Source organism: Lysinibacillus sp. 10T31, from assembly GCF_056394365.1.
In genome coordinates this window covers 75935-100070 of record NZ_JBFTHS010000012.1, presented here as the reverse complement: position 1 = coordinate 100070, position 24136 = coordinate 75935, and the positions used below count along the sequence as shown (strand labels likewise).

Genomic DNA, 24136 nt, shown 5'->3' with positions numbered 1-24136 from the left:
TTCCCAGTACTAAAGACCATACTTTTAGTGTTTCAAAAAGTTTAGAGCTACGGTCCGCATCATTTACTAGGTATATCAATATTAATAAAAATCCTGCTCCGATGATATATGCAAATAAATGCTGAAAAGACCCTTTCAAAGAATTACGAACATATGCGAAACCAGTCTTTTTTTCAGGTTTTGTTCCCTCTTTTTTTATGTAGTATAAAAACCTTTCATCAGCCCAACGAACGATACTCTTTCCAAAAGCAATCGACACACCTAAATAGATAGCAGCAATTGCGTGAGACGTAGTTGCATTTTATTGCCTTAAATAAGGCTAGTTGATCTGCTTTTCCTAATTCTCCGACTGCTTCATATACATATCGCCACATTATTGAACGCCTCCTGAAAATGCATTATATTCAACCATATTCAGTATTTTCAAGAGAGCAACAATCTATACGAAAACAGCCTTTGAAAAAGAAGAGATTGCTAGAAAAGCAGCACTAGAAAACTGGAGTGATATGGAAGAACGTCTTTATAATTATCTTGTTATTGAGGAAATTAAAGAAGGCATTCATAGTATTGCTGAAGTTGTTCAATGGTATCAATGGGATCGAGAGAATGACCACGGATGGAAAGAAATCGAAACACCTAAGACTGGATTTTGTAATCACGCGATAGGATAAATCTAATTTCAAAGTTTTTGTATGGATAATATACCTTGGGATTAATGAATGAATGTCTAAATAAATGAAAACCAGGTACTTAAATGTACCTGGTTCATCTTGTGGACAATTTTAAATTTCTTTGGGTTTGTCTAACGCATTCTCATAATATCAATCATTCTCATAATATCATCTGATATAACTAATAAAAACACTAAGACACTAGTGACGATTGCATATTTTTTTGCTTTTGTATCAGCATTATTGAAGGTAACAATAATTGTCTGCAAGCTAAAAAAAACAACTAATGACCATAAGAGTGGTTCAATGATTAAACCAAATAAACCTTCTATTGCCACTAAAATAACCTTCTTTCATTAGTTAAGATAATTAAAATGAAGAATCAACCCAGTAAGAGTCTTTGGCTACTCTTAAATATACATAATCTGTGCGTTGATTTGCTCCTTCTTTTGGTCTTATCTTCGCTTTTATTCCACCGTATGCCGAATATTCTAATGTTTCCTTGTCACGATATACACCTGGTGTACCTATATAATCCCATTCATAAGCACTTACAGAATCGCCGTAAACTCTAGTGAGTTCATCATAAGCTCCTTTATAGGTACAAAAATCCGCCTTAAATCTCAGATCTACAGAAGGTATAAGCGTTCCAGCATACACTGTAACCCCTTTTGCGCAACTATATCCTGTACCGTTACTCCAACTCCCACCAGTGGTACCTTCAGAAAAAGGTGTTATTAAATTGGTATCATCATCGATTGGTGGTTCAATTACATTGCCTTCCTCATCGTAAAAAGTAGCTTCACTGAAATCAATTCCAGTTACTGAACCATTTGAATACGTTGTGATTTGAGAATAAGGAGTTGGATGCTCTGTGCTCAAAATTCGTTTGTTAGGGTTGATCAACCCATTCTTTTCATTTTCCAACGAAACGTTTTCTTCTACAACATCTTGATTACTAAGAGAATCTACGCTTTCCGAGGCAAAAGCGGAAGAGCTCATACCAAAAAAAGATAGACCGAGGGACAAACCTGCTGCGTAAATTAGTTTTTTCATCTCCGACTCCTTTGAATGTTAAATATTACAAATCAATTGTAATATTTAACATTTTACACTCATTTTTTACATTGAGTAAAGTTATAATTTATAAATATTGGAAATACCCAAGGGGCCGAAGTTGTGGAAAGCTTATCATCGGTTATAATGATTGATGATTTCTTCAATGTTAAAAACTTTTTTGCATAATTCTTGTCCATAAATAGTAACTTAATGAGCATTGCCATTAAAGAAAAAAACTAGACTACTTTGTAGCCTAGTGAAAAATTATAGAGATGTAAAAAGTGTATGTAACATTGTATGCTGACAGCAAGCGAATTGTGTCTTATATCAACTCCGATAAAGGATCAAGGAAATGCTTGCGTAGAAATGTTGTGGTGTGCTTAACTAATTATTGGACATATATTTATTACTTCCGGGTTGTTTCTTAATTTCATTCCAGGCTTCAATCGCTTCTTCTCGCCTTTTTCCTTGATTTTTCGGGTCAGAAAAAAAGTCGCGAATGAATTGGTTATATTCGAATTGAGGTGCAATGTTTTTCTTGTACGAAGGGTCTTTCTTTCGTTCTTCTTCCTTATGCCAAGCGTCTACGGCATCGCGATAAGTTTTTCCTACGCTGTTTTTAAAATAATTTTGGATATAGGTAGAAAAATGGAACTTAGGGATAATTGTCTTAAAAAACGCCCTTACATTTTGACTGCAACGGTGGTTTTCCGTAATGACTGTATCAAGGCTTAAATTTATTTCCTGTTCTATCTTCTTCGCTATTGATCTTCTGACAAGCTTTTTAATCTCCCCTGTCTGAAGGAATGTTTCAATCCTATCAGAAATCTCTATTTTAGAACCAGAAGAACTTATTCCGTGTCCTCTACAAAAAGATTGCAGTTCTTCCTTTAACCAATAGAAACCTTTAAAATCTTCTACACTTATATCTTTCGTTAAATTAGGTCTCAAAATTATACCTCCTATTCACTTGTTTTTTTATTATAGAATATTAGTTTTTATTCAACAAAAATTATCTTAATCAAAAAACAACAAAGTTTACGAAAATAGCATAATAAATGAACCTTAGCTAGTTCCCTTAAAGGAGAAACGTACGGGAAAGTAACAAGCTTTGAGAAAACAGTCTTTATTAGTTTTGTTTTGGATAACTTTCAAATATAATATTCGTGTTTTAATCAAATGATGAAGTATCCAGCCGATGGACGAATAGCATTTTTAATATTAAAATACGAATAATCTTTATGGATTTGTGTAAAATAGTTCGTTAATTGTTTTTGGAGGATTTTTCGTAAACAATCGTCTTTAACTATATGTAACCCTTTCAATCTCCTTCTTTTTTGAAGACGTTTGATGGATGAGCCTTAAACAAATATCAGCATATGGCCCTCTTTTCAACATAAGCATTAGTTGATTTGTAGCGTCTCCGCTTCATGTGCTGCTATCACAGATTTGTAGAATGTCCCATAGTCCTTACTTTTGTCAATTCTAATTCCTCTACGGTATTTTGGACATCTTCAAGATCATTAACTAATACTTATAGAGGTTTACTACTATCAGGTGAAGAAACAACTCCTAGCTCTCGGAACATTTCAACTAATCTACCAGAGCGTACATCATCAATTCTAAGTTTTCTTTGAAACTTCGAAATAGAAGCTGTTGGTTCTTTAATAACTGGCTAAAACTTGATATAAATTCTTCTAGGATTTATACGGTTCTCTAAATGAATAATGATATAATATAAGAAATAATTTTATTAAAGAAGGTACGTATATGGAGATACGACAGCTTGAATACTTTATAGAACTGTGTAATGAGCTTCATTTTACAAAGGCTGCCGAAAAATTGAATATTTCTCAACCAACGCTTAGTCATCAAATTAAAGTATTGGAAAATGAACTGGGCATTCCACTATTCGATCGTCTAGGAAAAAAAATAGCGATTACAGATGCAGGTAAAATATTGCTTGAACAATGTACCCATATATTTCGAGCAATAGATAATACAAGCAACCAGATAATTGAACTGAAAGAATTAAAAGCAGGGAAATTAGTAATCGGTACTTTACCTGGTGAATTAACAAATTTAGTATCGGACTATTTGTTAGACTTTCATCTTGACTATCCAGATCTACAAATCTGTATCAATAGCTCGGATGATTTATTAAAACAGTTTAAAGACAATAAAATCGATTTTGCGATTTCCTATAAACAAGAGTACTTCAATTATGAGGAAGAGCAGCTTCAAATAATTCCTTTGTTTACTGAAGAACTCCTATTCGTTGCTCATAACGATCACCCGTTACTAGCATCTGAAAAAATAGCCTTGCAAGATGTTTTAGAGCTTCCGCTTATATTATTTCCTACTATTCATCAATGTAGGAAAGTAATTGATAGTGCGGCTCGCAAAGAAAAGCTTCATGTGAAACCTAAAATAGAGACAGCTAGTGTTCAAGCCATTTTTAAACTAGTTGAACAAAATGTCGGGGCTACAATTATTTCGAAAACACTGTGCCACCTGTATAAAACGAATGCTATTTGCGAGCGAACGATCTATAATCCACCGTTAACGCGAGAAATTGTACTTCTATATAGAAAAGATAAATTCATTAATTTTGCGGCGAAAGCTTTTATTCGGTTAATGGTTGAGGGACTTGAAGAAGCTGGCTTTTCAATTTCGGAAAAGAGTCGACAATTGATTCAATCATTAATCAATAATGCCTAGGCATAATTCCGTGACATCCGCCGGAGGCTTTAACTTATTTCAGCGGATGTTTGCCCGCTGGAAGAAGTTAAAATCTCAATAAACAATATGAAATCCACTAATCACAGTATTACTACAGCTGTGATTAGTGGATTCTATTTTTTTTATGACTAAGCACTATGCCTAGTCATCATTTCTCTATTTTTTCATTGTCTTAGCTTTCGCTAGATGAACATGCCAAGACAGCGCCTCTTCTAATAAATGTGGTGTGTGATGATGACCAGTCTTCTCAACCGCAGCATTATAATATGCCCACAATTGCTGACGATAATCAGGATGTGCACAATTATTAATTAATAGAGGCACCCGTTCTTTTGGTGCTAAACCACGTAAATCGGCTACCCCGAACTCTGTAACTATTACGTCCACATCATGCTCTGTATGATCCACATGAGATACCATAGGGACAATACTTGAGATATTACCACCCTTTGCATAGGATTTTGTGACGAATATTCCTAAACGTGCATTACGGGCGAAATCACCGGATCCTCCAATGCCATTCATCATTTTTGAACCAGAAACATGTGTTGAGTTTACATTTCCATAAATATCAACCTCAAGTGCTGTATTGACGGAAATTAATCCTAATCGGCGAATAATTTCAGGATGATTGGATATTTCTTGAGGTCGTAAAATTAAACAATCTCTATAGTTTTCTAGCTGACTATAAACTTGCTCACCACGTTCCTGTGATAGTGTAATGGACGTACCGGAAGCGGATTTCACTTTTCCTGCATCTATTAATTCAAATACGGCGTCCTGTAACACCTCTGAGTAAATTTCTAAATCCTCAAACTCCGATTCTAAAAACCCATTTAAAACCGCATTTGCTACCGAACCTACGCCTGATTGGATAGGTGCTAATGTTTTTGTTAAACGACCAGCCTTAACTTCATCACGTAAAAAGTTGAGTAAATGCTCGGCCATTTTAGCGGTTTCCTCATCTGGCTGTACAATTGTTGATGGAGCATCTGTTTTTTCAGATAGCACTATGCCACGTACCTTAGTAATATCTAATGGGATACCAATAGTTCCTATTCGCTCCCCTGCACTATTTAAAGGAATTGGACTTCTCTGTCCTTGTACATCAGGAATATAAACATCATGGATTCCCTCTAAAGAGTCTGGATGTGAAATATTTAATTCAATAATAATTTCATTAGCCATTTGCATAATAATTGGAGAGTTTCCTACAGATGTTGTAGGTATCAACAAGCCATCCTCCGTAATTGCAGTAGCTTCAATTATGGCAAAGTCAATCGGTCCTACAATTCCTTGACGAATTAACTCAGCATTATGCGAAACATGTGCATCCGTATACAGTACTTCTCCGTTATTTATCATTCGACGAATAGCCGGATCACCTTGATAAGGTGCTCGTTTACGAATAATACCAGCTTCAGCCATCTGTTGATCTACCTCTGGACCAAGTGAAGCTCCTGTATAAACATCAACTTGGAATTTTTCTTTTTTTGCTTTTTCTACCAGCGCTAGTGGTACTATTTTTGCATCGCCTGCCCTTGTAAAGCCACTCATTCCTAATAACATGCCATCTTTTATCCAAGAAGCCGCTTCTTGAGCTGATATAATTTTATCTTGTAAGGCAACATGACGAATTTTCTTATGTGCTAGTTTTAACATACTATATGAATCCCCTTATCTACTATCAATTTTTATTCAGACCAAGGTGAATGCAAAACGCAGTCACAAAAGTTCTTAGATTTATAATTTGGAATGAACAATGCACAAACATCAGATTTAATATTGCCAAATGTCGTTTCGGGTTTATGCTTGAATCCTTCAAAAAAAGCTGGCAAAATATTTTGTTTAAATTGATTACGTGGGAAAGCGTTTATAATTTCATTTCGCTCTTCATTCGTCAAATCATGATAACCGTCTCCCATTACATCAAGACCTACTCCGGCATATAGCAATGCGACTTCATTTTCTTTATGCTCCGCTACACCGATTGTAGTATGTAGTGCGATGGCATCCCATACAAGTTGTATTGAAGCATCATCAATATGATGGTGTGCTAAAAATTGACGTGCTGCATTTGCACCATCCACCTCAAAGCGTTTATCTAAACTACTAAATTGTTTTGTTAAACCTAAATCATGAAACAGAGCACTTACATATAGGAGTTCTTCATCATATTTTCTCTGAGCTTTTTTACCTTGTAGAGCCCCAAACAAATAAACACGATTTGAATGATTCCAAAGCAATTCAGAACCATACTCTTTTAAAATATCCTGAGCTTCTAATGCCAAACGGCTGTCAGGAATTTGAATACCAGCAATATTTGTCATCAGTATTACCTCCCTTATTTAAAATAACTATTGCTTATTAAGAATTATAAGAATCGCATTTCCATATAGCAATTCTATAATTTCTATAATAACCATAGATTTCTTCTATGATTCTCCCTTCAATTTGTAGTCACCTCCTCAGTAAGTAACACTGTGAGATAAATTAGATTGTCTTAAAATGAAAATAAAAAGATTCTTTTGATGCACACTTTCGGAGTACCGAACGCCATCAAAAGAATTCTTATAAAGAGAGAGTATCCTTTTTTATATAAGGATGCTTTCTTTTATATATTTTTTATATCACTTTAAAAATCATAATTAGATAATCTCTTTACTTCTTTTTTTCATATTGCCACGTGCAGTAAAACATTTTTTTCTTCGCCAACTGAAATAGCACTAGAAACGCTACTTGACTATCAATTCATATCTGATCAATAACTATCTGGTAAGGTTGCCGTTAACACAATCAACCGTTCTTCCCATTTAACCAAACCCACTCAGATAGTAAATTACTAAGACTTTCTGTAAGAAATAACTCACAACAAGAAACCACCTACCTTTTAAATAGTAGATGGTTACTGTTTATTGATATTAAATCTAATCGTTCTTACTTCGTTATTTTCTCACTGTTATCTTGAAAGAACTTCTTCAAATCGTCATCTGTAAATTCAGCTAATGTTTTATAGGTATACCGTGGATTTCGATCCTTATCAATGACGACAGAGCGTACACCTTCAAAGAAATCCTCATGTTTTAAAAAGTTTTTAGCCAAGATTAAATCCGTCGCAAAGCATTCTTCTAATGTTTTATGTTGCGCATCTATAAGCTGCTTTAACGTAATTTTTAACGAAGATGGAGATTTAGACAGCAGTAAATGCTTTGTTTCATGTGAAAATTTACTTGGATCATTGTCTAAAGACTCTACGATTTCTTCCACTGTATAGTTTGAGAAATGCTGATCTATTTTATTTTGAAGGCTGGCGAGTTTACTGTTTCCAAATGTTTTACTTGAATAGGTCTCTATTAATTGCTTTAAAGCTGTGTTTGTTTCCTGTGCATGCCAGTCAGTCTGCTCAACGCGTGCAAGGAATTTGTGTAGATTATCGCTCGTCATATAGCTATCCGCTCCATTGGCAAAGAGTACGTCCGCTGCTTGGATGACAGATGCGGTTAAAGCTAAGTAGTATCCTACATAGCCTGGTGCTTTGTTTAGGAAATAGGCAGCTCCAACATCTGGAAAGAAGCCAATATTCATTTCCGGCATAGCCCATTTTGTCCGTTCAGTAACGATTCGGTGACTAGCCCCATAGGTTAAACCGACTCCACCTCCCATGACAATGCCATCGAGGCAGGCAATAATCGGTTTAGGATAGTGATAGATAGCCATATCTACTTGATATTCATCTTCGAAAAAGACTTCGGCATTTTTTGAAGCTACCTGACTGGAGCGAGCCTCATAGAGTGTTTTAATATCGCCGCCAGCACAAAATCCTTTCTCACCAGCGCCTCTTAGGATGATTAGGTGGATTTGATCATTGGCTTGCCATTCCTTCAATTTATCTCCGATGGGCATTAGCATTTGAGTGGAAAGTGAGTTTAAAGCTTTTGGTCGATTCAGCGTAATGATTGCTGCTCCACCGTCACTGACTGAAAATATTACTTCGTTTTCCATAATTGGATTCCTCCCTTACGAATGTTCAAAGTTTGGCTGTCTTTTTTCAATAAATGCCTGGACGCCTTCTTTAGCATCCTCTGTTAAAAATAACTCAGCAAAACGTGTACGTTCAAGTTCCAATCCTTTTTGAAGATGATCTTTCCCGCCCTGAATTACACATTCAATTGTACGGGATACACTTGTCATACTTTTACCATCAACAAAGGATTGAGCAATAGCTTTTGCAGTTGGCAGAAGTTCCTCTGGCTCCGTCACCAGTTGGACAATGCCTAGCTGTTGTGCCTCGTCAGCACTTAATTGTTTGCTTGTTAAAATTAATTGTAGAGCCTTTGCTTGACTCGTCATTCTGCTAAGTCGTTGTGTACCGCCGAATGTTGGAAGGAGCCCAAGTTTTAATTCTGGTAAGCCAACAATGGCATTACTCGAAGCGATTCTGAAATGGCAGCCTAACGCTAGCTCTAGTCCCCCTCCAAGGGCTGGCCCATTAATGGCAGCAATAACAGGCTTTTTCATGGCCTCAATCTCATCACACAGGGCTTGTCCTGCCTCGGCCATTTGCAATGCTCTTTCCTGTTGCCCAAAGGCAGAAACAAATTCCTTAATATCTGCACCAGCGGCAAAAAATCGGCCGGAGCCTGTAACAATGATGGCGTTCGTTTCTTTGTCCTCTGCTAGCTCTTTGAAAATGAAACGAAGATTTTCAATTGATGCTGATGACAAAGTATTTGCTGGTGGATGGTCTAAATGAACAATCGTGATGGAACCTTCTTTGCTTACATTGGCAAATGTATCGACCATTATCATTTCCTCCTATTTTTAAGAATTAACTAATAGATTTTGGGTTGTTGATGATACTTTTCGCAATCTCTCTTTTCTTCATAAAGAGATTCTGATGTAGCGGGATGTTTAAGTGTTGAATATCATTCAGCCATGTTTTTCGTATTTGCTCATTTGTTTCAGCAGCAGAAATAATGTCAATTGTACTTTCTTCTATTTTACGGTAGCCCTCCTGGCACAAGATATCTGTCATTAAGTGTTTCGTTTTTCCACATGCGCTTTTTTCCGTTCTCAGCAATGAAGATTCCATGACATAAATATCCTTTGCTATATCAGCCAACAGACGCATGTATTCCTGTTCTTGTTCCAGATTAATCTGTGCATCTGCAATGACAGAAATGGCTATTTGCATTAAATACTTGGAAAGCTGGATATATTGATGATTATTTTCTGCAAGTTGATATGCTGCTGGAGCATTATAGGTAGAAGTTGTTTGCGCATACTTCTTATATAACATTTTCGCGATTGTTAAACGATTGATTTCATTCGTTCCTTCAAAAATACGGCTAATTCTCGCGTCACGATACAAACGTTCTACCTCGTAATCCTGCATATAGCCATAACCGCCATGAATTTGTACAGCTTCATCTACAATTTTTCCAAGTGCTTCTGAGCAATTGACTTTATTGAGTGCGCATTCTATAGCGAAATCGGCTATTTTTTGAACCTTTGACTCTTTACTAGCAAACTCAATAACATCATCCATTTCTCCAGCTGTTCGGTATGCAGCACTTTCTGCGCCATAAATTAAGGTCGCCATGTCAGCAAGTTTTTCCTGAATCATTGTAAAATCAACAATTGGCTTTTGAAATTGTTTCCGTTCCTTACCGTAATTCACGGCTAATTGTAGCGCCTGTTTGGACGTTCCGATGTTTGAGAAAGCTAGCTTTAGTCGCGCCATATTCAATATATTCATAGCAACCTTATGGCCATTTCCAACGTCGCCAAGAACATTATCACTTGGTACTGCAACGTCCTCCAAAATAAGGGTAGCCGTCGAAGATCCTTTAATGCCCATCTTTTCTTCTTCTTGCCCAACAGAAACCCCTGTAAAGGTACGTTCTACAATGAAAGCAGTCATTCCTTCGATTGTTTTCGCAAAAACGACAAAAATATCTGCTAGCTGAGCATTGGTAATCCATTGCTTTTCACCGTTTAATACCCATGCAGACCCATCTTCATTCAAAATCGCATTAGTTTTGGGACGTAATGCATCTGAACCAGCATCTGGCTCGGTCAAGGCATAGGCTCCAATCCAATCACCTGAAGCTAGCTTTGGTAAGTACCTCAGCTTTTGTGACTCATTCCCAAAATAGACATAGGGCAATGTGCCGACTCCAGCATGAATATTGTAAGATACGCTAAATGAGCCGCCATAGCCCATTTTTTCTGCAACTAGCCCTGATATTTTTTTATTGAGCTCTAGTCCCCCATAGGCTTCGGGTATCTCGATGGCGAGTAAACCAAGATCACCTGCTTTTTGAAATAATTGTCGAGTGATTTCATATTGATGCTGCTCTATTGATGAAATATTAGGTGAGACATCCTGTTTAATGAACAGCTCTGCCGTTTTCGCTATGAGCTCTTCCTCATCTTGAAAGTCCTCAGGTGTAAAGATCGTCATTTTGTCTTCAAGTTTATCCATGCTAGCCCTCCTTGCAAGAAAGAGGAGAAAAGTAGATTACCTTTCTCCTACTTTATTTCCTCTTTAGATAAGATGGTTTTCGCCAACTCACTATCTAATTCTTCAAATTTGTAATAGGAAATTGTTTCATATAATTCACTTCTAGTTTGCATATCCTCAATAGCTTCTTTCTGAGTCCCTGTGTTTTTTATTAAGTTAAAAACTTGTTCGTACGCTTTTGCTGCGACTCTCATGGATGTAACGGGATAAATAACCATTGAATAGCCCATTTTTTCAAACTCCTTAGCCGTATAATATGGAGTTTGTCCAAATTCAGTCATATTGGCTAATAAAGGAGCATCTAGCTCACTGGCAAATTGTCTAAACTCTTTTTCTGTTTGTAGAGCTTCTGGAAAAATAGCATCCGCCCCGGCTGCTACATAGGCTTTAGCTCTAATGATAGCCTGTTCTAAACCTTCTACAGACCTTGCATCTGTTCGGGCAACAATAACTAAAGTAGGCGCTACTTGTTTAATCATTTTTATTTTTTGTATCATTTCCTCTTGGGAAACGAGTGTTTTACCATTCAAATGACCACATTTTTTTGGAAGATTTTGATCCTCAAGCTGTACAGCAGCCACTCCTGCCTCTGCCATTTCACGAGCTGTACGTGCAACGTTTAATACACCACCAAAGCCAGTATCAATATCTACTAGCATCGGTAAATTAGTAGCTCGGATAATATCGCTAGCTCTCTGAGCAACTTCATTTGAATAAATCATACCTAAATCAGGTAAGCCTCTACTTGCCGTGTAGGCAGCTCCAGAAAGATATAATGCCTCAAAGCCTACATTTTTAGCCATTAAGCCGGCCATAGCATCATGAGCTCCTGGTATTTGTAAAATGGTTGAACGAGTTAAGAGTGCTCGAAACTGTTGTGCCATTTGTTTTTGTGAAACTACTTCGTTCACAATCCACGCCATCTATAAAAACCTCCCAATAATCAATTATGCTTGCACAAAGAACTCTTTTCTGATTCCGTGACATCCGCAGAAAGAAGTTAAACGAATAAATCTACAAATTCATGAACATAGCTATTTTCGACAAGCTCTTTATCAGCACAAATCTGATTAATTTTATTTAATTGTTTTTGAGAATAATGTGTATCAATGTTTTGCTGGAATTTATCAATGATTTGAGGGAATGCTTCCTCACGACGGAATCGGTGTCCTAAAGGATATTCACACTCAACAAGCTCTGATGATGTGCCATCTTTGTAATAAACTTGTACAGCATTGGCAATCGAGCGTTTTTCAGGGTCTAAGTAATCGATTGTATATTGTGCTTTTTCAACGACTACCATTTTATTTCTCAAGTCATCGATATGTGGATCTACGGCCACATCATCTTCATAGTGGTCTGCTGTAATGTCGCCATAGATGAGACCAATAGCTGTAATGTATTGAATACAGTGATCACGATCAGCTGGGTTATTGAGAGGTCCCTCTTTATCGATGATACGCATGGCAGATTCATGTGTAGTAATTTCAATTTTTTCAATTTCATTTAATCGATTTTTCACTTCATGATGTAAATGTACTGCACATTCAGCAGCGGTTTGTGCATGAAATTCGGCTGGATATGAAACCTTGAATAGAACATTTTCCATGACATAAGATGCAAGTGGTCTAGCAAGTTTTAATTCTTGTTTATTAAAGAGAACGTCTTGGAATCCCCAGCCAGGTGCTGATAAGGCAGTTGCATAACCCATTTCGCCCTTCACAGCCATCATGGCTAATTGCACTGCCCTGCTTGTTGCATCTCCAGCAGCCCATGATTTTCTAGAACCAGTATTAGGTGCATGTCGATATGTTCGTAGGCTTGAATTATCAATCCAAGCATTGGACAATGCATTAATAATTTCTTGATGAGAGCCACCTAATGCCTTTGTCACAACAGCTGTTGTCGCAATTTTGACAAACAGAACATGATCTAAACCTACACGATTTAAGCTGTTTTCTAGTGCTAGAATGCCTTGTATTTCATGGGCTTGTATCATCATTTCTAAAACGTCTTTCATTTTAAGAGGCTCTTTACCTTCTGCAATACGTACGCGACTCAAATAATCCGCAACAGCTAAAATGCCACCTAAATTATCTGAAGGATGTCCCCATTCAGCCGCAAGCCAAGTATCGTTATAATCCAACCAACGAATCATACAACCGATATTGAAGGCGCCTCTTACTGGATCAAGAACATAGGAAGTTCCCGGAACACGTGTACCATTAGGGACGACTGTACCTGGTACTACTGGACCAAGAAGTTTCGTACACTCAGGATATTGCAAGGCCAAAATGCCACAACCTAAAGTATCCAATAAAACATAACGTGCTGTTTCGTATGCTTCTTCACTTGTAATCGTTGTATTTAAAACGTAATCGGCTATATCAGTTAGTAATTGATCTGTCTTAGATATTTCATTTGTTTTAATCATCTATATCTTCCTCTCAGGCATAAATTTGATATACTAGTATACTGATGGACATTGTTCAGAATGCCCATCAGCTCTATGGCGAGTTGTTAAAACTTGATTATACCGATAATTCTTCAAGGTTATGACGCTCGCCAATATAATTGACACGAGGTCTAAATAATCTATTATTGTCATGCTGCTCTATCACATGAGCACATAAGCCGATAGTTCGTGAGCCGAAGAAGATTGGCGTATAAATTTCGATCGGCAAACCAAGCATGTAGTACACTGGTGCTGCATAATAATCTAAATTTGGGTACAACCCTTTTTTCTGTACCATTACTTTTTCACCAGCTTCACACATGTGATATAAGCGGTCATCCCCTTGCTCCAAACATAATTTGTACAAAGCCTCTTTCATAATTTGCGCTCTTGGGTCCATCTTTTTCATATATACACGGTGCCCAAAGCCCATAATCTTTTCTTTATTTTGTAGTTTGTTTTCCAGCAATGTTTCAAAGCCTTCAACTGTTTTGGCTTCAAGAAGCATATACATCACCGCCTCGTTTGCCCCGCCATGTAAATTACCTTTCAATGATGCGACAGCCCCAGTTAGAGCACCATACAAATCAGATTGTGTAGAAGCAATAACACGAGCCGTAAACGTAGAATTTGGCATCTCATGCTCACTATATAAAACGAGTGACTGATCAAAGATTCCTTCTTCTAACGCAGTTGGTTTTCTGCCAGTAATCATGTAATAAAAATTTGCACTATAGGAAAGCTGGCTATCAGGCTCCACGATATCTTGACCATTTAATACACGATAGCTATTTGCTACGATGTTGGGCATACCACCTAAAAGTCTATATGCTCTCGTCAAATTCATTTCAGTAGAACGATCGTTGATGTGCTGATCATAGCCTGCTAAAACAGAAATCCCAGTTCTAAGCCCATCCATAGCATGTGTCCCATTAGGCAATAACTTGAAAATTTGAAAAATCTCTTGTGGAACCTGATAATTAGATTTCAACTTGTCCTGTAAATCAGTCCGTTGCTCGATAGTTGGTATTTCTCCATGCAACAATAAGTAAACAATGTCTAAGTACGAATATCTCTGTGATATTTCAATCAAATCATAACCCCTTATTACAATTTGACTTCCTACAGTGTCTAAAAAAGATAGCTTTGTTTCAGCGGCAATGATGCCATCAAGACCTGGTGAATAATTTAACTCCATTCATTACAACCCCTTTGTTTAATTATTCTTGAAAGCGTTACCATTCAAACACGAAAGAACAACAAAAAAACAACTTCTACCCCTTTGAGAAGTTGTTAATCTACAAAAGCATGACAAAGCAAATAAACAGTGAATTTACATGAATTCACAAAGATCATGCAGTAGCTAACACCTCCCTATCCTCGTAGGTCAATTGATGCTTACCTTAGTGGCAGGTCTCCTGACTTATGATCAACGCTACGATAACACCTTCCCATTTTGACAAACAAAACAGTGGCCTTGTTATCGAACTCCTAAATACAGTTGCGGGACAGTGTTGGACTCTCACCAACTTCCCTTTTAATCAAATGGAATCAAAACCATTTGAACCACCAAAATTTAGCATATTCAATTTGTCTTTTTACCTTAACATATAGTTTTCAAAACAATCAATATAGTCGGAATTCAAAAAAACTTGATCATAATAAGCTATTTTTCATTTTTAAAGAACTATTCTATGTTTTTAAGCACTATTTCGTACAAAAAAAGATTGTTAATCAATACCAATGAAGCTATTTTTATTATTTGTGAGTAAAATAGAGGATTCATATTTTGAAAAAGCGAATATATTTTTTAATGAAAAGTATTAGGGGGCGAATATGGGGTATATTTCAGAATTAAGGAAACTTATCGGTAGTAGACCAATTATAAGCATCGGAGCGACAATTCTTGTGATAAACGATGATAAGAAAATTCTCTTTCAACATCGTTCGGATACGTTGGATTGGGGATTACCTGGGGGCTCGATGGAACTAAACGAAACTTTAGAAGAAGTTGCTAGCCGTGAGCTCTATGAAGAAACAGGACTCGTGGCCAATGAATTTGACTTGATTGGTGTTTTTTCGGGACCAGATTATTATTTCCAATATCCAAATGGGGATGAAGTCTATACAGTCATTCATCTTTATGTTGCTAAAAATGTAAGTGGTGTATTGGAGAAAAAGGATGATGAGAGTTTGAACCTTGCATATTTCGGTGAAAATGAGCTCCCAGATAATATGGAAAAGAGAACAAAAAATCTATTAGACAATCTAGAGGATAAATTGTGGGATTTAGGTAGTTCTTTTGCAAGTAAATAAACATTTGCTACGGATCCTACGCCTGATTGGAACGTTGCCGGCATTGATCAACTACATCATCAAAGGGCTTGTTGCTAAAATCCTCAGCCAGCCGTTGGTATGTTTTCTTTATATCTTTTTTTGTCATTTGCGGGAGGTAGCCAATGAGTTCATCAATGCTTATATTAAAATAGGTTGCCAATTGTGGTAGCAGGGTGATATCCGGATAGCTTTGAGCCGTCTCCCATTTGGAAACGGAAGCCTTTGATACACCGACATACTCAGCAAGTTTATCTTGTGTAATACCTTTTTCTTTTCTATTTGCTGAAATAGCTTTTGCAATACTTATTTCTCTCATCATTTTCACTCCCTATACTATTATTAAAATGCATTTTATCGTCAATTCCAATGGAGTTATATTTTATTTTAGTAGAAAAAATCAACCACAAGGCAACAAATCTAGTGATACACAAAATCCATTTCAGCATTTGTAAACACTTTTTGTATATTGCTATAGTGAATATTTTTCAAATGACATAACCAATACAATAACACTATATTCTCTTATCCTACGGTTCGAACAATACTTGAATGGAGTGTAATTTACGGTCTTACTATTTTGTACATATAAATGGTTGATGGGGGTTTTTTAACTACATCCTAAAATTGAAGAAATAATAATGTTCTAATGAATGGTCATTTCAAACAGGGTAAGCTTAACTTAGTTGTAACGACTTAATAAAACTAAAGTTTGTTAAGTTCCACAGTCATTACATATAGATTACCCAGAAAAGTAAAAATACTTGACCAGACAAACCGTCGCCCCAGTATTAAACTGGGGTTTTTTGTTTTTTTCTAATCAAGTATAAGCTTTTCGGAACCGCCATCTGTCATACAAAAAAGATTCTTTTGATTCATACCTCCGGAGTACCGAATGGCATCAAAAGAATCCTTTTATTGTATTTTGTATATACAATTTAAATTATTATAAAGTAAAAGCTAATTTTCTCTGTATTGTAAGCGAGAAAATTAGCTTAATCTTCATAATATCAATCTGTTGGTCGGTGTATTCTAATTATAGTCTAACCTTAACCTCAGTACCGTCCTTAGCTTTGACATCAACTAGCACGATCCCCTTATAATTCTTCAGTTCCTTAACGATAGGCTTTAGCGTTTTTTTGTCTATTAGCGGAAAGGCAAAGTCTACTTTTTTTCTTTCGAAGTGCTTTTTTGTCCATTTGTTTGCACATTGCTGAACAAATTTTGAAGACAAAATTGAAATAGCAATGTTTAGAAAAGCATATGGAACTGGTAGGGTAAACCGAACGTCTTTTGTTTTCACTTTCACATGCATCATAAGCAAATCACTATTCAATGATGACCGAAACGGTATCCCCGTTAGCCGATTTAATATCAACAATTTGGCCATCTAATTCGTTTTCGATTGCTTCTAGAATAAGGTTTATGTCAATATCTTTAACGTATTTTTCCGATTGAGGAATACTCGCTGCGATGCTATGTCCAGCCATTAATACAACCTTGACAAGCTTTAAAGGCAAATTGACTGTAACGTTATCATTTTCGGCAGATACAACACGAACTTTTAAAGTTTTATCTAAATATTTAGTCGGTTTCTCTAAATGGTTTTCTTCTGTTTCTGCTTTCTCTTTTAATACTTGAATCAGTTCTGATGCCTTTTCTGCATCAATCTTACCTTCTTGAACCATTGTTAACACTCTTGAGATTTCCTCTTTCATGATATATTCCTCCTTATTCGTCTTTTAAAAGTTTAATGGCTTCTTCTGCTGTGATTTCGCCATTTTCCAACATAGTGACAATTTTTTTCTCGTCTACTTCATTTTTCTTCTTCTGCACATAGCCAAGGGATGAAATGATGTCTGTTAGCTTGCCTCGAACTGTTGGATACGAAATCCCTAGTTCCTTTTCAACTTCTTTAATATTCCCTCTGCATGTTAAAAATACTTCCACAAAATGAAGCTGATCCTTCGATAAGGATGCCAGCTTAGATAATTCAAACTCATTTTCAATCGTCGTGTGACAATGAGAGCACTGCAACTTGGTAATTTTCAATGTTTTACTGCAGACAGGACAATTTGTGATTACTTTATAAGCCATAATGACATTCCTTTCTTTTAATTGATTTGATTATATAACATAGAATTAAAAATGTGAACAATAAAATTAATTTTTATAAACACTAAAATCAATAATGTTAATTTTTTATTTAATATTATTGATTATCCACATTCTTTGAATAGAAAAACTCCAACTCTTCAGTATGCGATCTGACATAAAACGTGATGCTTATAAAGCATGACAGATGAAAATGTAAGCAAGCTGCATGTCTTTTGAAGTGTTGGATATGCTTTTACAAGATCATATCAAGACTAATAGCTTCAACTAATAGCACAGGTTAGGACAAGTAGAATTGGAACATCATACCATTCTGTTCGTCTTACTATAAAGCTAATTAGATTTTTAAATTAACAAGAAAGGGATAGTGCGTAGTATAAATTTAATCGAGGAGGAAACGGAGAATGAGAATGAATAATATAAACTACGCAATAGTATGTATCGCATATATTGTTATTGCTTACTTAGTTCAAGTATTTTTTAATGATTCGAGTCTTTTGCAGCTTCTTATACTTCCTTTTGTCATTGTGCCTATTTATATGTTCTTATTACTAATAAAATTTAAAATAGAATTCCACAAATACTTACTTTCTATATATTTGGGATTCTTTTGTTCTGTTATTATATATTCCTTTATAATTTTATTCCCATCTCCCCCTAAAGAATTGCCACCGGGTGAGGTTGTTCTTGGCGCAGACGTTGTATTTCTATTTTGGATAGCAACCATACAGTTTTTCATTCTTAGCTTAATAACTGTCATTCTATATTTATTCCACAGACTTTTGAGAAAATATACAAATAATTGTAATAGCAACAATTATTGAGTAAACCCCCAAAATATATAACGGTTTGTCTATTGGATTAAACATCCAAACCAACACTTTAACTTCTTTTCATCCAATTATTCCAATAATTTTTAGTAAAATTGCCCATGATTATTGCAGAAGTTTTACAAAGTTATAAATAAGGTTTCAATTTTGCTGTTTAAGGGCAATCGGTAATATTAATGAAAAATAACTCATGCCTGTTTCATGCTATTCTTACTTTATTCAAAAACAAAAGCTTTTTGAAAGGAGTAAGGTTATTGAAGAAAAAATTATTACTACCCATTTTCGCATCGTTTATGATTTTCACAGGCATGGGTGTTCATGAAGCGAAAGCAGCAACAATAGCAGATATAACAAATACAGCAAAAGCATATATAGGTGTTCCTTATCAATATGGAGGGACAGATATTAAGACAGGTATAGATTGCTCAGCATATACACAAATCGTTTTTTCTAAGTTAGGGATTTCACTACAACGTACATCTACAGCTCAGTATCAGCAAGGTACTTCGATTGCTAAAGATCAGTTGAAGACTGGGGATCTTGTATTCTTTAATACTTCGGGAAGCGGTGTTTCTCATGTTGGCATTTACATAGGTGACAGCAATTTTATTTCAGCTACTACAAGTTCTGGGGTAAAAATCGATAAAATCAATGATCCTTATTATTGGGGATCTCGTTACGTAGGGGCAAAACGCATTGCAAACTTCACTGAAAATGATTTGGGAGAAGTAAAAGGTGATGAAATCGATTTTAGCGTTTATGCATCGCGTGGAGAGGTTGCTCTTAAACTGGCTAAACAATTACATTTAGATACTAGTAACACCAATTCAAGTTTTCCTGATATAACACCATCGTCTAAATATGCGGGTGCTGCGGAAGCACTAAAAAAAATCGGCGTCTTTAGCGGCGATGAAAATGGAAAATTCAATCCAGGTTCTCCAATGACACGTGGTCAATTATCGAAAGTTTTAGTGGAAGCATTCCATTTGAAACAACAAGGAGCAGCAGTACAATTTGATGATGTTTCAAGTACGCATTGGGCTTACAATTATGTATCAATTCTAGCTTCCAATAAAGTTACAGTTGGTAAAGGTGACAATACTTTCGGAGTGAACGACAATGTTACACTTGTACAATTAGATGCCTTCATCCAACGCTTAGCTCAATAACTTCAAGAAAAGGTGTTTCATCTATGGATGAGATGCCTTTTTTCGTTCTTTTGCTTCTAGGCAATATCATTTCACACTTCCACCTACTTCATAATCATTATACGTAAATAAGAGCCAGTACTAATTGTACTGGCTTAAAAATTATTCAGGGTTTTAAATTGTAAATCAGTGTGTGCATTGAGATGTATTTTATGTCATGTGAAAATCTCACCACTCTACTTCTTAACAAATAGAAATCCTTTAAAGTGAGCTATAACACCCAATCACAATGTACAAGTAAGAAAGCTTTTAATTTATTTAATGATCTAAAGCAAATCGACTAATCCGTCTGGAACTAATTTTAATTTATTATCTGTAAAATCGCTAATTGGCTTCCAAAGCAATTTAAAGATTGCACCATTATCTTCTTGTCCGAAAAAAGAAGGTTTTTCATAAAAGGACTTTTCAACAAATTCAGCATCATATACAAAAACTACTTCATGTCCAAGGTCGCCGTTATATGTAAATATGTTTTCAATTGTACCTAAATAGTTTAAGTTCTTTATATTTGCCCCGATTTCTTCAAGTACTTCTCTCTTTATTGCATGAGAACTTGTCTCCCCATATTCAATTCCACCGCCAATTGGCCGATAGTAATGATCTCCCTTTACCTCATCAAAGCCTTCAGAGACAAGTATTAAATTGCCTTTCCTAAATACACAAATAGCTATTGCTCGAATTTGTCCTTTCTTCATCCCATACCTCCATTATCTTCTTCGACTGTGTAAGATTTTTACCTTATTATAACAATTGGATATATAAATGTTATATAACTACCCGCTTCTTTATCGAAAAAAATTAAAATCTTTTATTTTTCATAGTTCTTTCTCGAGGATGCGATGGCAAAATAGCATTGTATAGCTCTAAAGATGCGGGATGCTTGTATGATTCATCTCTCCCAATCTCCTCAACTAGCTGACCGTGCTGCATCACCACGATACGGTCTGACATAAATCGCGTTGCTTGTAAATCATGAGAAATGAAAATATAAGCAAGCTTCATGTCTTTTTGCAGTGTTTGTAGTAACTGAATAATATGCTTCTGCAAAATCATATCAAGACTACTAATGGCTTCATCTAAAACAATCAATTTTGGATTCAAAGCAAGAGCTCTAGCGATGTTGACACGTTGCTGTTGCCCTCCGCTAAGTTGTGAAGGGTTTTTTTGAGCAATTGTACTTTCTAACTCCACGCAGTCTAGTAATTCCCTTACTTTATGTTGTCTCTCTGTTTTACTGAACCGTTCGAAATTAAGGAGAGGTTCTTCTACTATCTCAAAAATCGTCTGCTTCGGATTAAATGAATGATAGCTGTTTTGAAAGACGGCCTGTAAATCTCTACGTATCATTTTTTTTTGCTTACTTGTTGTATCGTAAAGATTCATACCTTGAAATAGAACCTCACCTTTTGTTGGTCGCTCAATTCCTAAAATAATACGCCCTAATGTACTTTTGCCAGAACCACTTTGACCGACGATTCCTAAACATTCACCCTCCTGAAGTGAAAATGTAACATTTTGTAATACAGGAGCTTCCTGTCCTCGTTTGAACAAGAACGGTCTTTGAGCATACTGCATCTCTATATTGTTCACTTCTAGTAGCGTCATATTTTTTCACCTCTAAAACATTATTCTTGATTGTAAAAGTTTTTTTGTATAGGGATGCTGAGGTTCATCAAAAAAATCATAGACATTCGCGTGCTCTATCATTTCGCCTTGATACATCACGGCCACGTCGTCAGCTAGTTCAGCAATAACACCTAGATCATGCGTCACAAGAATAATAGCAGCCTCCGTTTCCGAGCGAATACGATCAAAAAGTGTTAATACTTGTTTTTGATTGACTGTGTCTAGAGCTGTCGTCGGTTCATCTGCAATATATATAGAAGCTTGTATCGCCAATGACAAAGCAATCATCACTCGCTGCAGCATTCCGCCACTTAATTGGAAAGGATAATAGTGCAAAAGCTTCTCTGGATTGGGTAAATTGACTTTATACATAGCATCAAGGGCAATCTGTCTCATTTCTTTTTTAGTCATCACAAAGTGAGCTTTTAATGATTCTCGAAAATGGCTTTCGATTGTTTGAATACGATCAAAAGCTGTAGATGGATTTTGCATAATCATAGACAGATGCCTTCCGCGATACGTTCTCAATTTAGCGGCTGATACATTCAATAAATTTTCTTGTTGGTAGATGATCTGGCCTTGTGTAATCTGCGCCGAAGCCGGTAATGATTGCATGATGGCATGACAAAGCATGGTCTTTCCACTACCACTTTCGCCTATAATCCCTAAAACACGCCCTTTATAGGCTGTCATATTAATAGAGGTTACTATATTTTTCTCACCGATTTTTACCGTTAAGTCTTTCACTTCTAAAACTTTCTCCATAGATACCCCTTTACTGGTCAAGCTTCTTGAAACTACTTGCCAAATGATTCAATAATAGCACAACAAGGACGATGGCAAGTCCAGGATAAAGCATTAATTCAGGATGTTGGCGGATGTATTGTTTTCCTTCATTCACCATCATTCCCCATTCAGGGATGGGGGCCTGCACGCCAAGTCCAATAAAGGAAAAGCCTGCGATTTCTAAAATAACCTTCCCTATATCTAATACAACAATCGTTACGATAGGTGGCAGTAAATTGGGGATATAATGGCGTGCGATTAATTTGATTCCAGAAGTGCCACTGATTCTGGCTGCTTGAATAAAATCTTTTTCGTCCATCCCAATAAATAAACTTCTTATCAATCTTGAATAATAAATAAATTGCGTAAAAATAAGTGCGATTAACACATTTTTTAAACTAGGGCCTAATAAACCTAAAAGTCCAAATGCAAGAACAAGTGTAGGAAAAGCTAATAAAATATCACATATTCGAATAAATAGGAAATCTATCAGGCCTCGTTTTAGTGCTACAAAAGCACCTAGTAAGATAGCTAAAAGAATGGCTACTATTTGAATGACGAGCGCTGATCCTAAAGAATAGCGAATACCTAAAAGCAATCGTGAGAAAACACATCTTCCTAAATGATCTGTACCTAATGGATAGTCCCATGTTGGACCTAAAAATTTCTTTGATATATCGACTGCTAAAGGATCATGGGGCATTAAAATTGGCGCAAACAGTCCCAATAAGCCAATGACCAGCAGTATCGTTAAACTAAATAATCTTTTCATATTTGTACTTTCTTTTCGAAATAGGCTCACTTCAATCTCTCCTGTCCTTCATCATGAGATGAGGATCCAATAGACGATGCAATACATCTGTGCATAAATTTGCAAGAACATAGATGACAGCAATAATCAATACATAGCATTGTACAACTGGGTAATCCCTATTAATAATGGATTCTATTAAATATCTACCAAGTCCTGGCCAGCTAAAAACCTGTTCCACAATTACTGCACCACCTAGTAAATTACCAAGCGTCATACCTAACAAAGTAGTTAACGGTATAACAGCATTTCTCAAAACATGACGTACAAGGATAACAGAGTTTTTTAATCCTCTTAGCTGCGCGTATTGAACATAATGCTGTTGTAATTCTTCAATGATAGCTGAACGGATAAACTGAACGAACAGTCCAATTGTTGGTAAAGCTAATGCGAATGCAGGTAAAACTAAATGAGCTAAAGTGCCTTTTCCGTTTGTTGGGAAGATCCCTAATTTCAAGCTAAATACATATAGTAGTAAAAAACCTAACCAAAATGTTGGAATCGATACACTCAGGATGGTTAAAAGTCTAATTATTTTATCGATGATGGAGTGCTTATACAAAGCACTTATGATTCCTAATGGCATACTTAACCCTAAAATCAACACAAATGCAGCAACAGCTAATTCAATGGTTGCTGGTAATTTAGCAAATAGCTCCTGTGCCACGGGTAATTTACTAACAAAAGATGTACCGAAATCTAAATGCAATACGCCTTTTATCCATAGCAAATATTGAATGAGAAAAGGCTTGTCTGTTCCAAGTTCTTCACGTAATGCTTGAATGGCTTCTGCTGTTGGTGTAACTCTTGCCAATCTAAGTATGACCTCAGCAGGCTCTATTGGAACGAAACGAATAAATATAAAGGTCAAAATGGATACGCCCAATAGTACAAAAGGCAATGTCAAAATTCTTTTTAAACAAAACATCCATGTCGATTCATACATGCTGTCACTTCCTACTCAATCCTATGA

25 protein-coding genes, 2 pseudogenes and 1 riboswitch are annotated in these 24136 nt (G+C 36.1%); of the genes and pseudogenes, 4 read left to right on the top strand and 23 right to left on the bottom strand.

Annotation, left to right across the window (positions count from 1 at the left end; translation table 11 throughout):
• Window positions 1-259 (bottom strand): annotated as a pseudogene (locus AC1DCY_RS09310) (hypothetical protein); the annotation flags it as partial.
• Window positions 260-506: 247 nt separating this feature from the next.
• Here AC1DCY_RS09310 and AC1DCY_RS09305 point away from each other — a divergent pair.
• Window positions 507-671 carry a hypothetical protein gene (locus AC1DCY_RS09305; protein ID WP_477349453.1) on the top strand — a complete coding sequence of 55 codons (165 nt, stop codon included), beginning with the start codon at window positions 507-509 and terminating at the stop codon, window positions 669-671.
• A 131-nt stretch (window positions 672-802) separates the two neighbouring features.
• Here the strand turns inward: AC1DCY_RS09305 and AC1DCY_RS09300 are convergent, their stop codons facing one another.
• From AC1DCY_RS09300 to AC1DCY_RS09285, 4 genes are all read right to left on the bottom strand, one after another.
• Window positions 803-1009, bottom strand: a complete 207-nt coding sequence (locus AC1DCY_RS09300) for a hypothetical protein (protein WP_477349451.1) — start codon at window positions 1007-1009, stop codon at window positions 803-805.
• 31 nt (window positions 1010-1040) lie between these two features.
• Window positions 1041-1727 carry a hypothetical protein gene (locus AC1DCY_RS09295; protein WP_477349449.1) on the bottom strand — a complete coding sequence of 229 codons (687 nt, stop codon included), beginning with the start codon at window positions 1725-1727 and terminating at the stop codon, window positions 1041-1043.
• A gap of 387 nt (window positions 1728-2114) precedes the next feature.
• Window positions 2115-2681 (bottom strand): DUF6434 domain-containing protein, encoded by a 567-nt coding sequence (locus AC1DCY_RS09290; RefSeq protein WP_477349447.1) that lies wholly within the window; start codon window positions 2679-2681, stop codon window positions 2115-2117.
• A 583-nt stretch (window positions 2682-3264) separates the two neighbouring features.
• A complete protein-coding gene (locus tag AC1DCY_RS09285; protein WP_477349459.1) occupies window positions 3265-3399 on the bottom strand; it encodes a DNA translocase FtsK in 135 nt (44 codons plus the stop codon).
• Window positions 3400-3500: 101 nt separating this feature from the next.
• On the opposite strand from AC1DCY_RS09285, the gene AC1DCY_RS09280 reads away from it, so the two are divergent.
• Window positions 3501-4451, top strand: coding sequence for a LysR family transcriptional regulator (locus tag AC1DCY_RS09280; RefSeq protein WP_477349445.1), 951 nt, complete (start codon window positions 3501-3503; stop codon window positions 4449-4451).
• Window positions 4452-4628: 177 nt separating this feature from the next.
• On the opposite strand, the gene AC1DCY_RS09275 is transcribed toward AC1DCY_RS09280, so the two are convergent.
• From AC1DCY_RS09275 to mmgD, 8 genes are all read right to left on the bottom strand, one after another.
• On the bottom strand, window positions 4629-6134 hold the full coding sequence (locus tag AC1DCY_RS09275) for a succinate CoA transferase (RefSeq protein WP_477349443.1): 1506 nt from the start codon (window positions 6132-6134) through the stop codon (window positions 4629-4631).
• A 32-nt stretch (window positions 6135-6166) separates the two neighbouring features.
• Complete coding sequence (locus AC1DCY_RS09270; protein WP_477349441.1) at window positions 6167-6802, bottom strand: HD domain-containing protein; 636 nt, start codon at window positions 6800-6802, stop codon at window positions 6167-6169.
• A gap of 607 nt (window positions 6803-7409) precedes the next feature.
• Window positions 7410-8474 (bottom strand): enoyl-CoA hydratase/isomerase family protein, encoded by a 1065-nt coding sequence (locus AC1DCY_RS09265; RefSeq protein ID WP_477349439.1) that lies wholly within the window; start codon window positions 8472-8474, stop codon window positions 7410-7412.
• Window positions 8475-8489: 15 nt separating this feature from the next.
• The gene (locus AC1DCY_RS09260; protein WP_477349437.1) at window positions 8490-9275 is read right to left on the bottom strand and encodes an enoyl-CoA hydratase-related protein; all 786 of its coding nucleotides are present in this window, start codon (window positions 9273-9275) and stop codon (window positions 8490-8492) included.
• A gap of 25 nt (window positions 9276-9300) precedes the next feature.
• Complete coding sequence (locus tag AC1DCY_RS09255) at window positions 9301-10959, bottom strand: acyl-CoA dehydrogenase family protein (RefSeq protein WP_477349435.1); 1659 nt, start codon at window positions 10957-10959, stop codon at window positions 9301-9303.
• Window positions 10960-11006: 47 nt separating this feature from the next.
• Window positions 11007-11921, bottom strand: a complete 915-nt coding sequence (gene prpB, locus AC1DCY_RS09250; RefSeq protein ID WP_477349434.1) for a methylisocitrate lyase — start codon at window positions 11919-11921, stop codon at window positions 11007-11009.
• Window positions 11922-11998: 77 nt separating this feature from the next.
• Complete coding sequence (locus AC1DCY_RS09245; protein ID WP_477349432.1) at window positions 11999-13432, bottom strand: bifunctional 2-methylcitrate dehydratase/aconitate hydratase; 1434 nt, start codon at window positions 13430-13432, stop codon at window positions 11999-12001.
• 97 nt (window positions 13433-13529) lie between these two features.
• Entirely contained in the window at window positions 13530-14651 is a 1122-nt protein-coding gene (gene mmgD, locus AC1DCY_RS09240) for a citrate synthase (protein WP_477349431.1), read from the bottom strand.
• 193 nt (window positions 14652-14844) lie between these two features.
• A riboswitch (cobalamin riboswitch) is annotated at window positions 14845-15039 on the bottom strand.
• Between the two features lie 250 nt (window positions 15040-15289).
• On the opposite strand from mmgD, the gene AC1DCY_RS09235 reads away from it, so the two are divergent.
• The gene (locus tag AC1DCY_RS09235) at window positions 15290-15769 is read left to right on the top strand and encodes an NUDIX hydrolase (RefSeq protein WP_477349429.1); all 480 of its coding nucleotides are present in this window, start codon (window positions 15290-15292) and stop codon (window positions 15767-15769) included.
• A gap of 37 nt (window positions 15770-15806) precedes the next feature.
• Here AC1DCY_RS09235 and AC1DCY_RS09230 read toward each other — a convergent pair.
• The 5 genes and pseudogenes from AC1DCY_RS09230 to AC1DCY_RS09210 form a co-directional block, all read right to left on the bottom strand.
• Window positions 15807-16106 (bottom strand): annotated as a pseudogene (locus tag AC1DCY_RS09230) (helix-turn-helix domain-containing protein); the annotation flags it as partial.
• A 717-nt stretch (window positions 16107-16823) separates the two neighbouring features.
• A complete protein-coding gene (locus tag AC1DCY_RS09225) occupies window positions 16824-17105 on the bottom strand; it encodes a hypothetical protein (protein ID WP_477349427.1) in 282 nt (93 codons plus the stop codon).
• A 10-nt stretch (window positions 17106-17115) separates the two neighbouring features.
• Window positions 17116-17505 carry an SHOCT-like domain-containing protein gene (locus AC1DCY_RS09220; protein WP_477349425.1) on the bottom strand — a complete coding sequence of 130 codons (390 nt, stop codon included), beginning with the start codon at window positions 17503-17505 and terminating at the stop codon, window positions 17116-17118.
• Between the two features lie 13 nt (window positions 17506-17518).
• Complete coding sequence (locus tag AC1DCY_RS09215) at window positions 17519-17884, bottom strand: DUF2089 family protein (RefSeq protein ID WP_477349424.1); 366 nt, start codon at window positions 17882-17884, stop codon at window positions 17519-17521.
• Window positions 17885-18437: 553 nt separating this feature from the next.
• A complete protein-coding gene (locus AC1DCY_RS09210; RefSeq protein WP_477349422.1) occupies window positions 18438-18662 on the bottom strand; it encodes a hypothetical protein in 225 nt (74 codons plus the stop codon).
• A gap of 324 nt (window positions 18663-18986) precedes the next feature.
• Here AC1DCY_RS09210 and AC1DCY_RS09205 point away from each other — a divergent pair, with 324 nt between their 5' ends.
• Window positions 18987-19901: a C40 family peptidase gene (locus tag AC1DCY_RS09205; RefSeq protein WP_477349420.1), complete on the top strand. Its 915-nt coding sequence runs from the start codon at window positions 18987-18989 to the stop codon at window positions 19899-19901.
• A 305-nt stretch (window positions 19902-20206) separates the two neighbouring features.
• On the opposite strand, the gene AC1DCY_RS09200 is transcribed toward AC1DCY_RS09205, so the two are convergent.
• From AC1DCY_RS09200 to nikB, 5 genes are all read right to left on the bottom strand, one after another.
• Entirely contained in the window at window positions 20207-20635 is a 429-nt protein-coding gene (locus AC1DCY_RS09200; protein ID WP_477349418.1) for an NUDIX hydrolase, read from the bottom strand.
• A 103-nt stretch (window positions 20636-20738) separates the two neighbouring features.
• The gene (locus tag AC1DCY_RS09195; protein ID WP_477349416.1) at window positions 20739-21545 is read right to left on the bottom strand and encodes an ABC transporter ATP-binding protein; all 807 of its coding nucleotides are present in this window, start codon (window positions 21543-21545) and stop codon (window positions 20739-20741) included.
• A gap of 12 nt (window positions 21546-21557) precedes the next feature.
• Window positions 21558-22331 (bottom strand): ABC transporter ATP-binding protein, encoded by a 774-nt coding sequence (locus AC1DCY_RS09190; RefSeq protein ID WP_477349414.1) that lies wholly within the window; start codon window positions 22329-22331, stop codon window positions 21558-21560.
• 10 nt (window positions 22332-22341) lie between these two features.
• Window positions 22342-23154 carry an ABC transporter permease subunit gene (locus AC1DCY_RS09185; protein WP_477349412.1) on the bottom strand — a complete coding sequence of 271 codons (813 nt, stop codon included), beginning with the start codon at window positions 23152-23154 and terminating at the stop codon, window positions 22342-22344.
• A 1-nt stretch (window position 23155) separates the two neighbouring features.
• The gene (nikB, locus tag AC1DCY_RS09180; protein ID WP_477349410.1) at window positions 23156-24109 is read right to left on the bottom strand and encodes a nickel ABC transporter permease; all 954 of its coding nucleotides are present in this window, start codon (window positions 24107-24109) and stop codon (window positions 23156-23158) included.
• Between the last annotated feature and the right edge of the window lie 27 nt (window positions 24110-24136).

Coding starts and splice junctions, on each gene's coding strand:
- AC1DCY_RS09305 (WP_477349453.1), top strand. CDS start 507: ATGGAAGAACGTCTTTATAATTATCTTGTTATTGAGGAAATTAAAGAA.
- AC1DCY_RS09295 (WP_477349449.1), bottom strand. CDS start 1,727: ATGAAAAAACTAATTTACGCAGCAGGTTTGTCCCTCGGTCTATCTTTT.
- AC1DCY_RS09280 (WP_477349445.1), top strand. CDS start 3,501: ATGGAGATACGACAGCTTGAATACTTTATAGAACTGTGTAATGAGCTT.
- AC1DCY_RS09275 (WP_477349443.1), bottom strand. CDS start 6,134: ATGTTAAAACTAGCACATAAGAAAATTCGTCATGTTGCCTTACAAGAT.
- AC1DCY_RS09270 (WP_477349441.1), bottom strand. CDS start 6,802: ATGACAAATATTGCTGGTATTCAAATTCCTGACAGCCGTTTGGCATTA.
- AC1DCY_RS09265 (WP_477349439.1), bottom strand. CDS start 8,474: ATGGAAAACGAAGTAATATTTTCAGTCAGTGACGGTGGAGCAGCAATC.
- AC1DCY_RS09260 (WP_477349437.1), bottom strand. CDS start 9,275: ATGGTCGATACATTTGCCAATGTAAGCAAAGAAGGTTCCATCACGATT.
- AC1DCY_RS09255 (WP_477349435.1), bottom strand. CDS start 10,959: ATGGATAAACTTGAAGACAAAATGACGATCTTTACACCTGAGGACTTT.
- prpB (WP_477349434.1), bottom strand. CDS start 11,921: ATGGCGTGGATTGTGAACGAAGTAGTTTCACAAAAACAAATGGCACAA.
- AC1DCY_RS09245 (WP_477349432.1), bottom strand. CDS start 13,432: ATGATTAAAACAAATGAAATATCTAAGACAGATCAATTACTAACTGAT.
- mmgD (WP_477349431.1), bottom strand. CDS start 14,651: ATGGAGTTAAATTATTCACCAGGTCTTGATGGCATCATTGCCGCTGAA.
- AC1DCY_RS09235 (WP_477349429.1), top strand. CDS start 15,290: ATGGGGTATATTTCAGAATTAAGGAAACTTATCGGTAGTAGACCAATT.
- AC1DCY_RS09225 (WP_477349427.1), bottom strand. CDS start 17,105: ATGATGCATGTGAAAGTGAAAACAAAAGACGTTCGGTTTACCCTACCA.
- AC1DCY_RS09220 (WP_477349425.1), bottom strand. CDS start 17,505: ATGAAAGAGGAAATCTCAAGAGTGTTAACAATGGTTCAAGAAGGTAAG.
- AC1DCY_RS09215 (WP_477349424.1), bottom strand. CDS start 17,884: ATGGCTTATAAAGTAATCACAAATTGTCCTGTCTGCAGTAAAACATTG.
- AC1DCY_RS09210 (WP_477349422.1), bottom strand. CDS start 18,662: ATGACAGTTATTAAGCTAAGAATGAAAAACTGTATGGTTGCTATCCAA.
- AC1DCY_RS09200 (WP_477349418.1), bottom strand. CDS start 20,635: ATGAAGAAAGGACAAATTCGAGCAATAGCTATTTGTGTATTTAGGAAA.
- AC1DCY_RS09195 (WP_477349416.1), bottom strand. CDS start 21,545: ATGACGCTACTAGAAGTGAACAATATAGAGATGCAGTATGCTCAAAGA.
- AC1DCY_RS09190 (WP_477349414.1), bottom strand. CDS start 22,331: ATGGAGAAAGTTTTAGAAGTGAAAGACTTAACGGTAAAAATCGGTGAG.
- nikB (WP_477349410.1), bottom strand. CDS start 24,109: ATGTATGAATCGACATGGATGTTTTGTTTAAAAAGAATTTTGACATTG.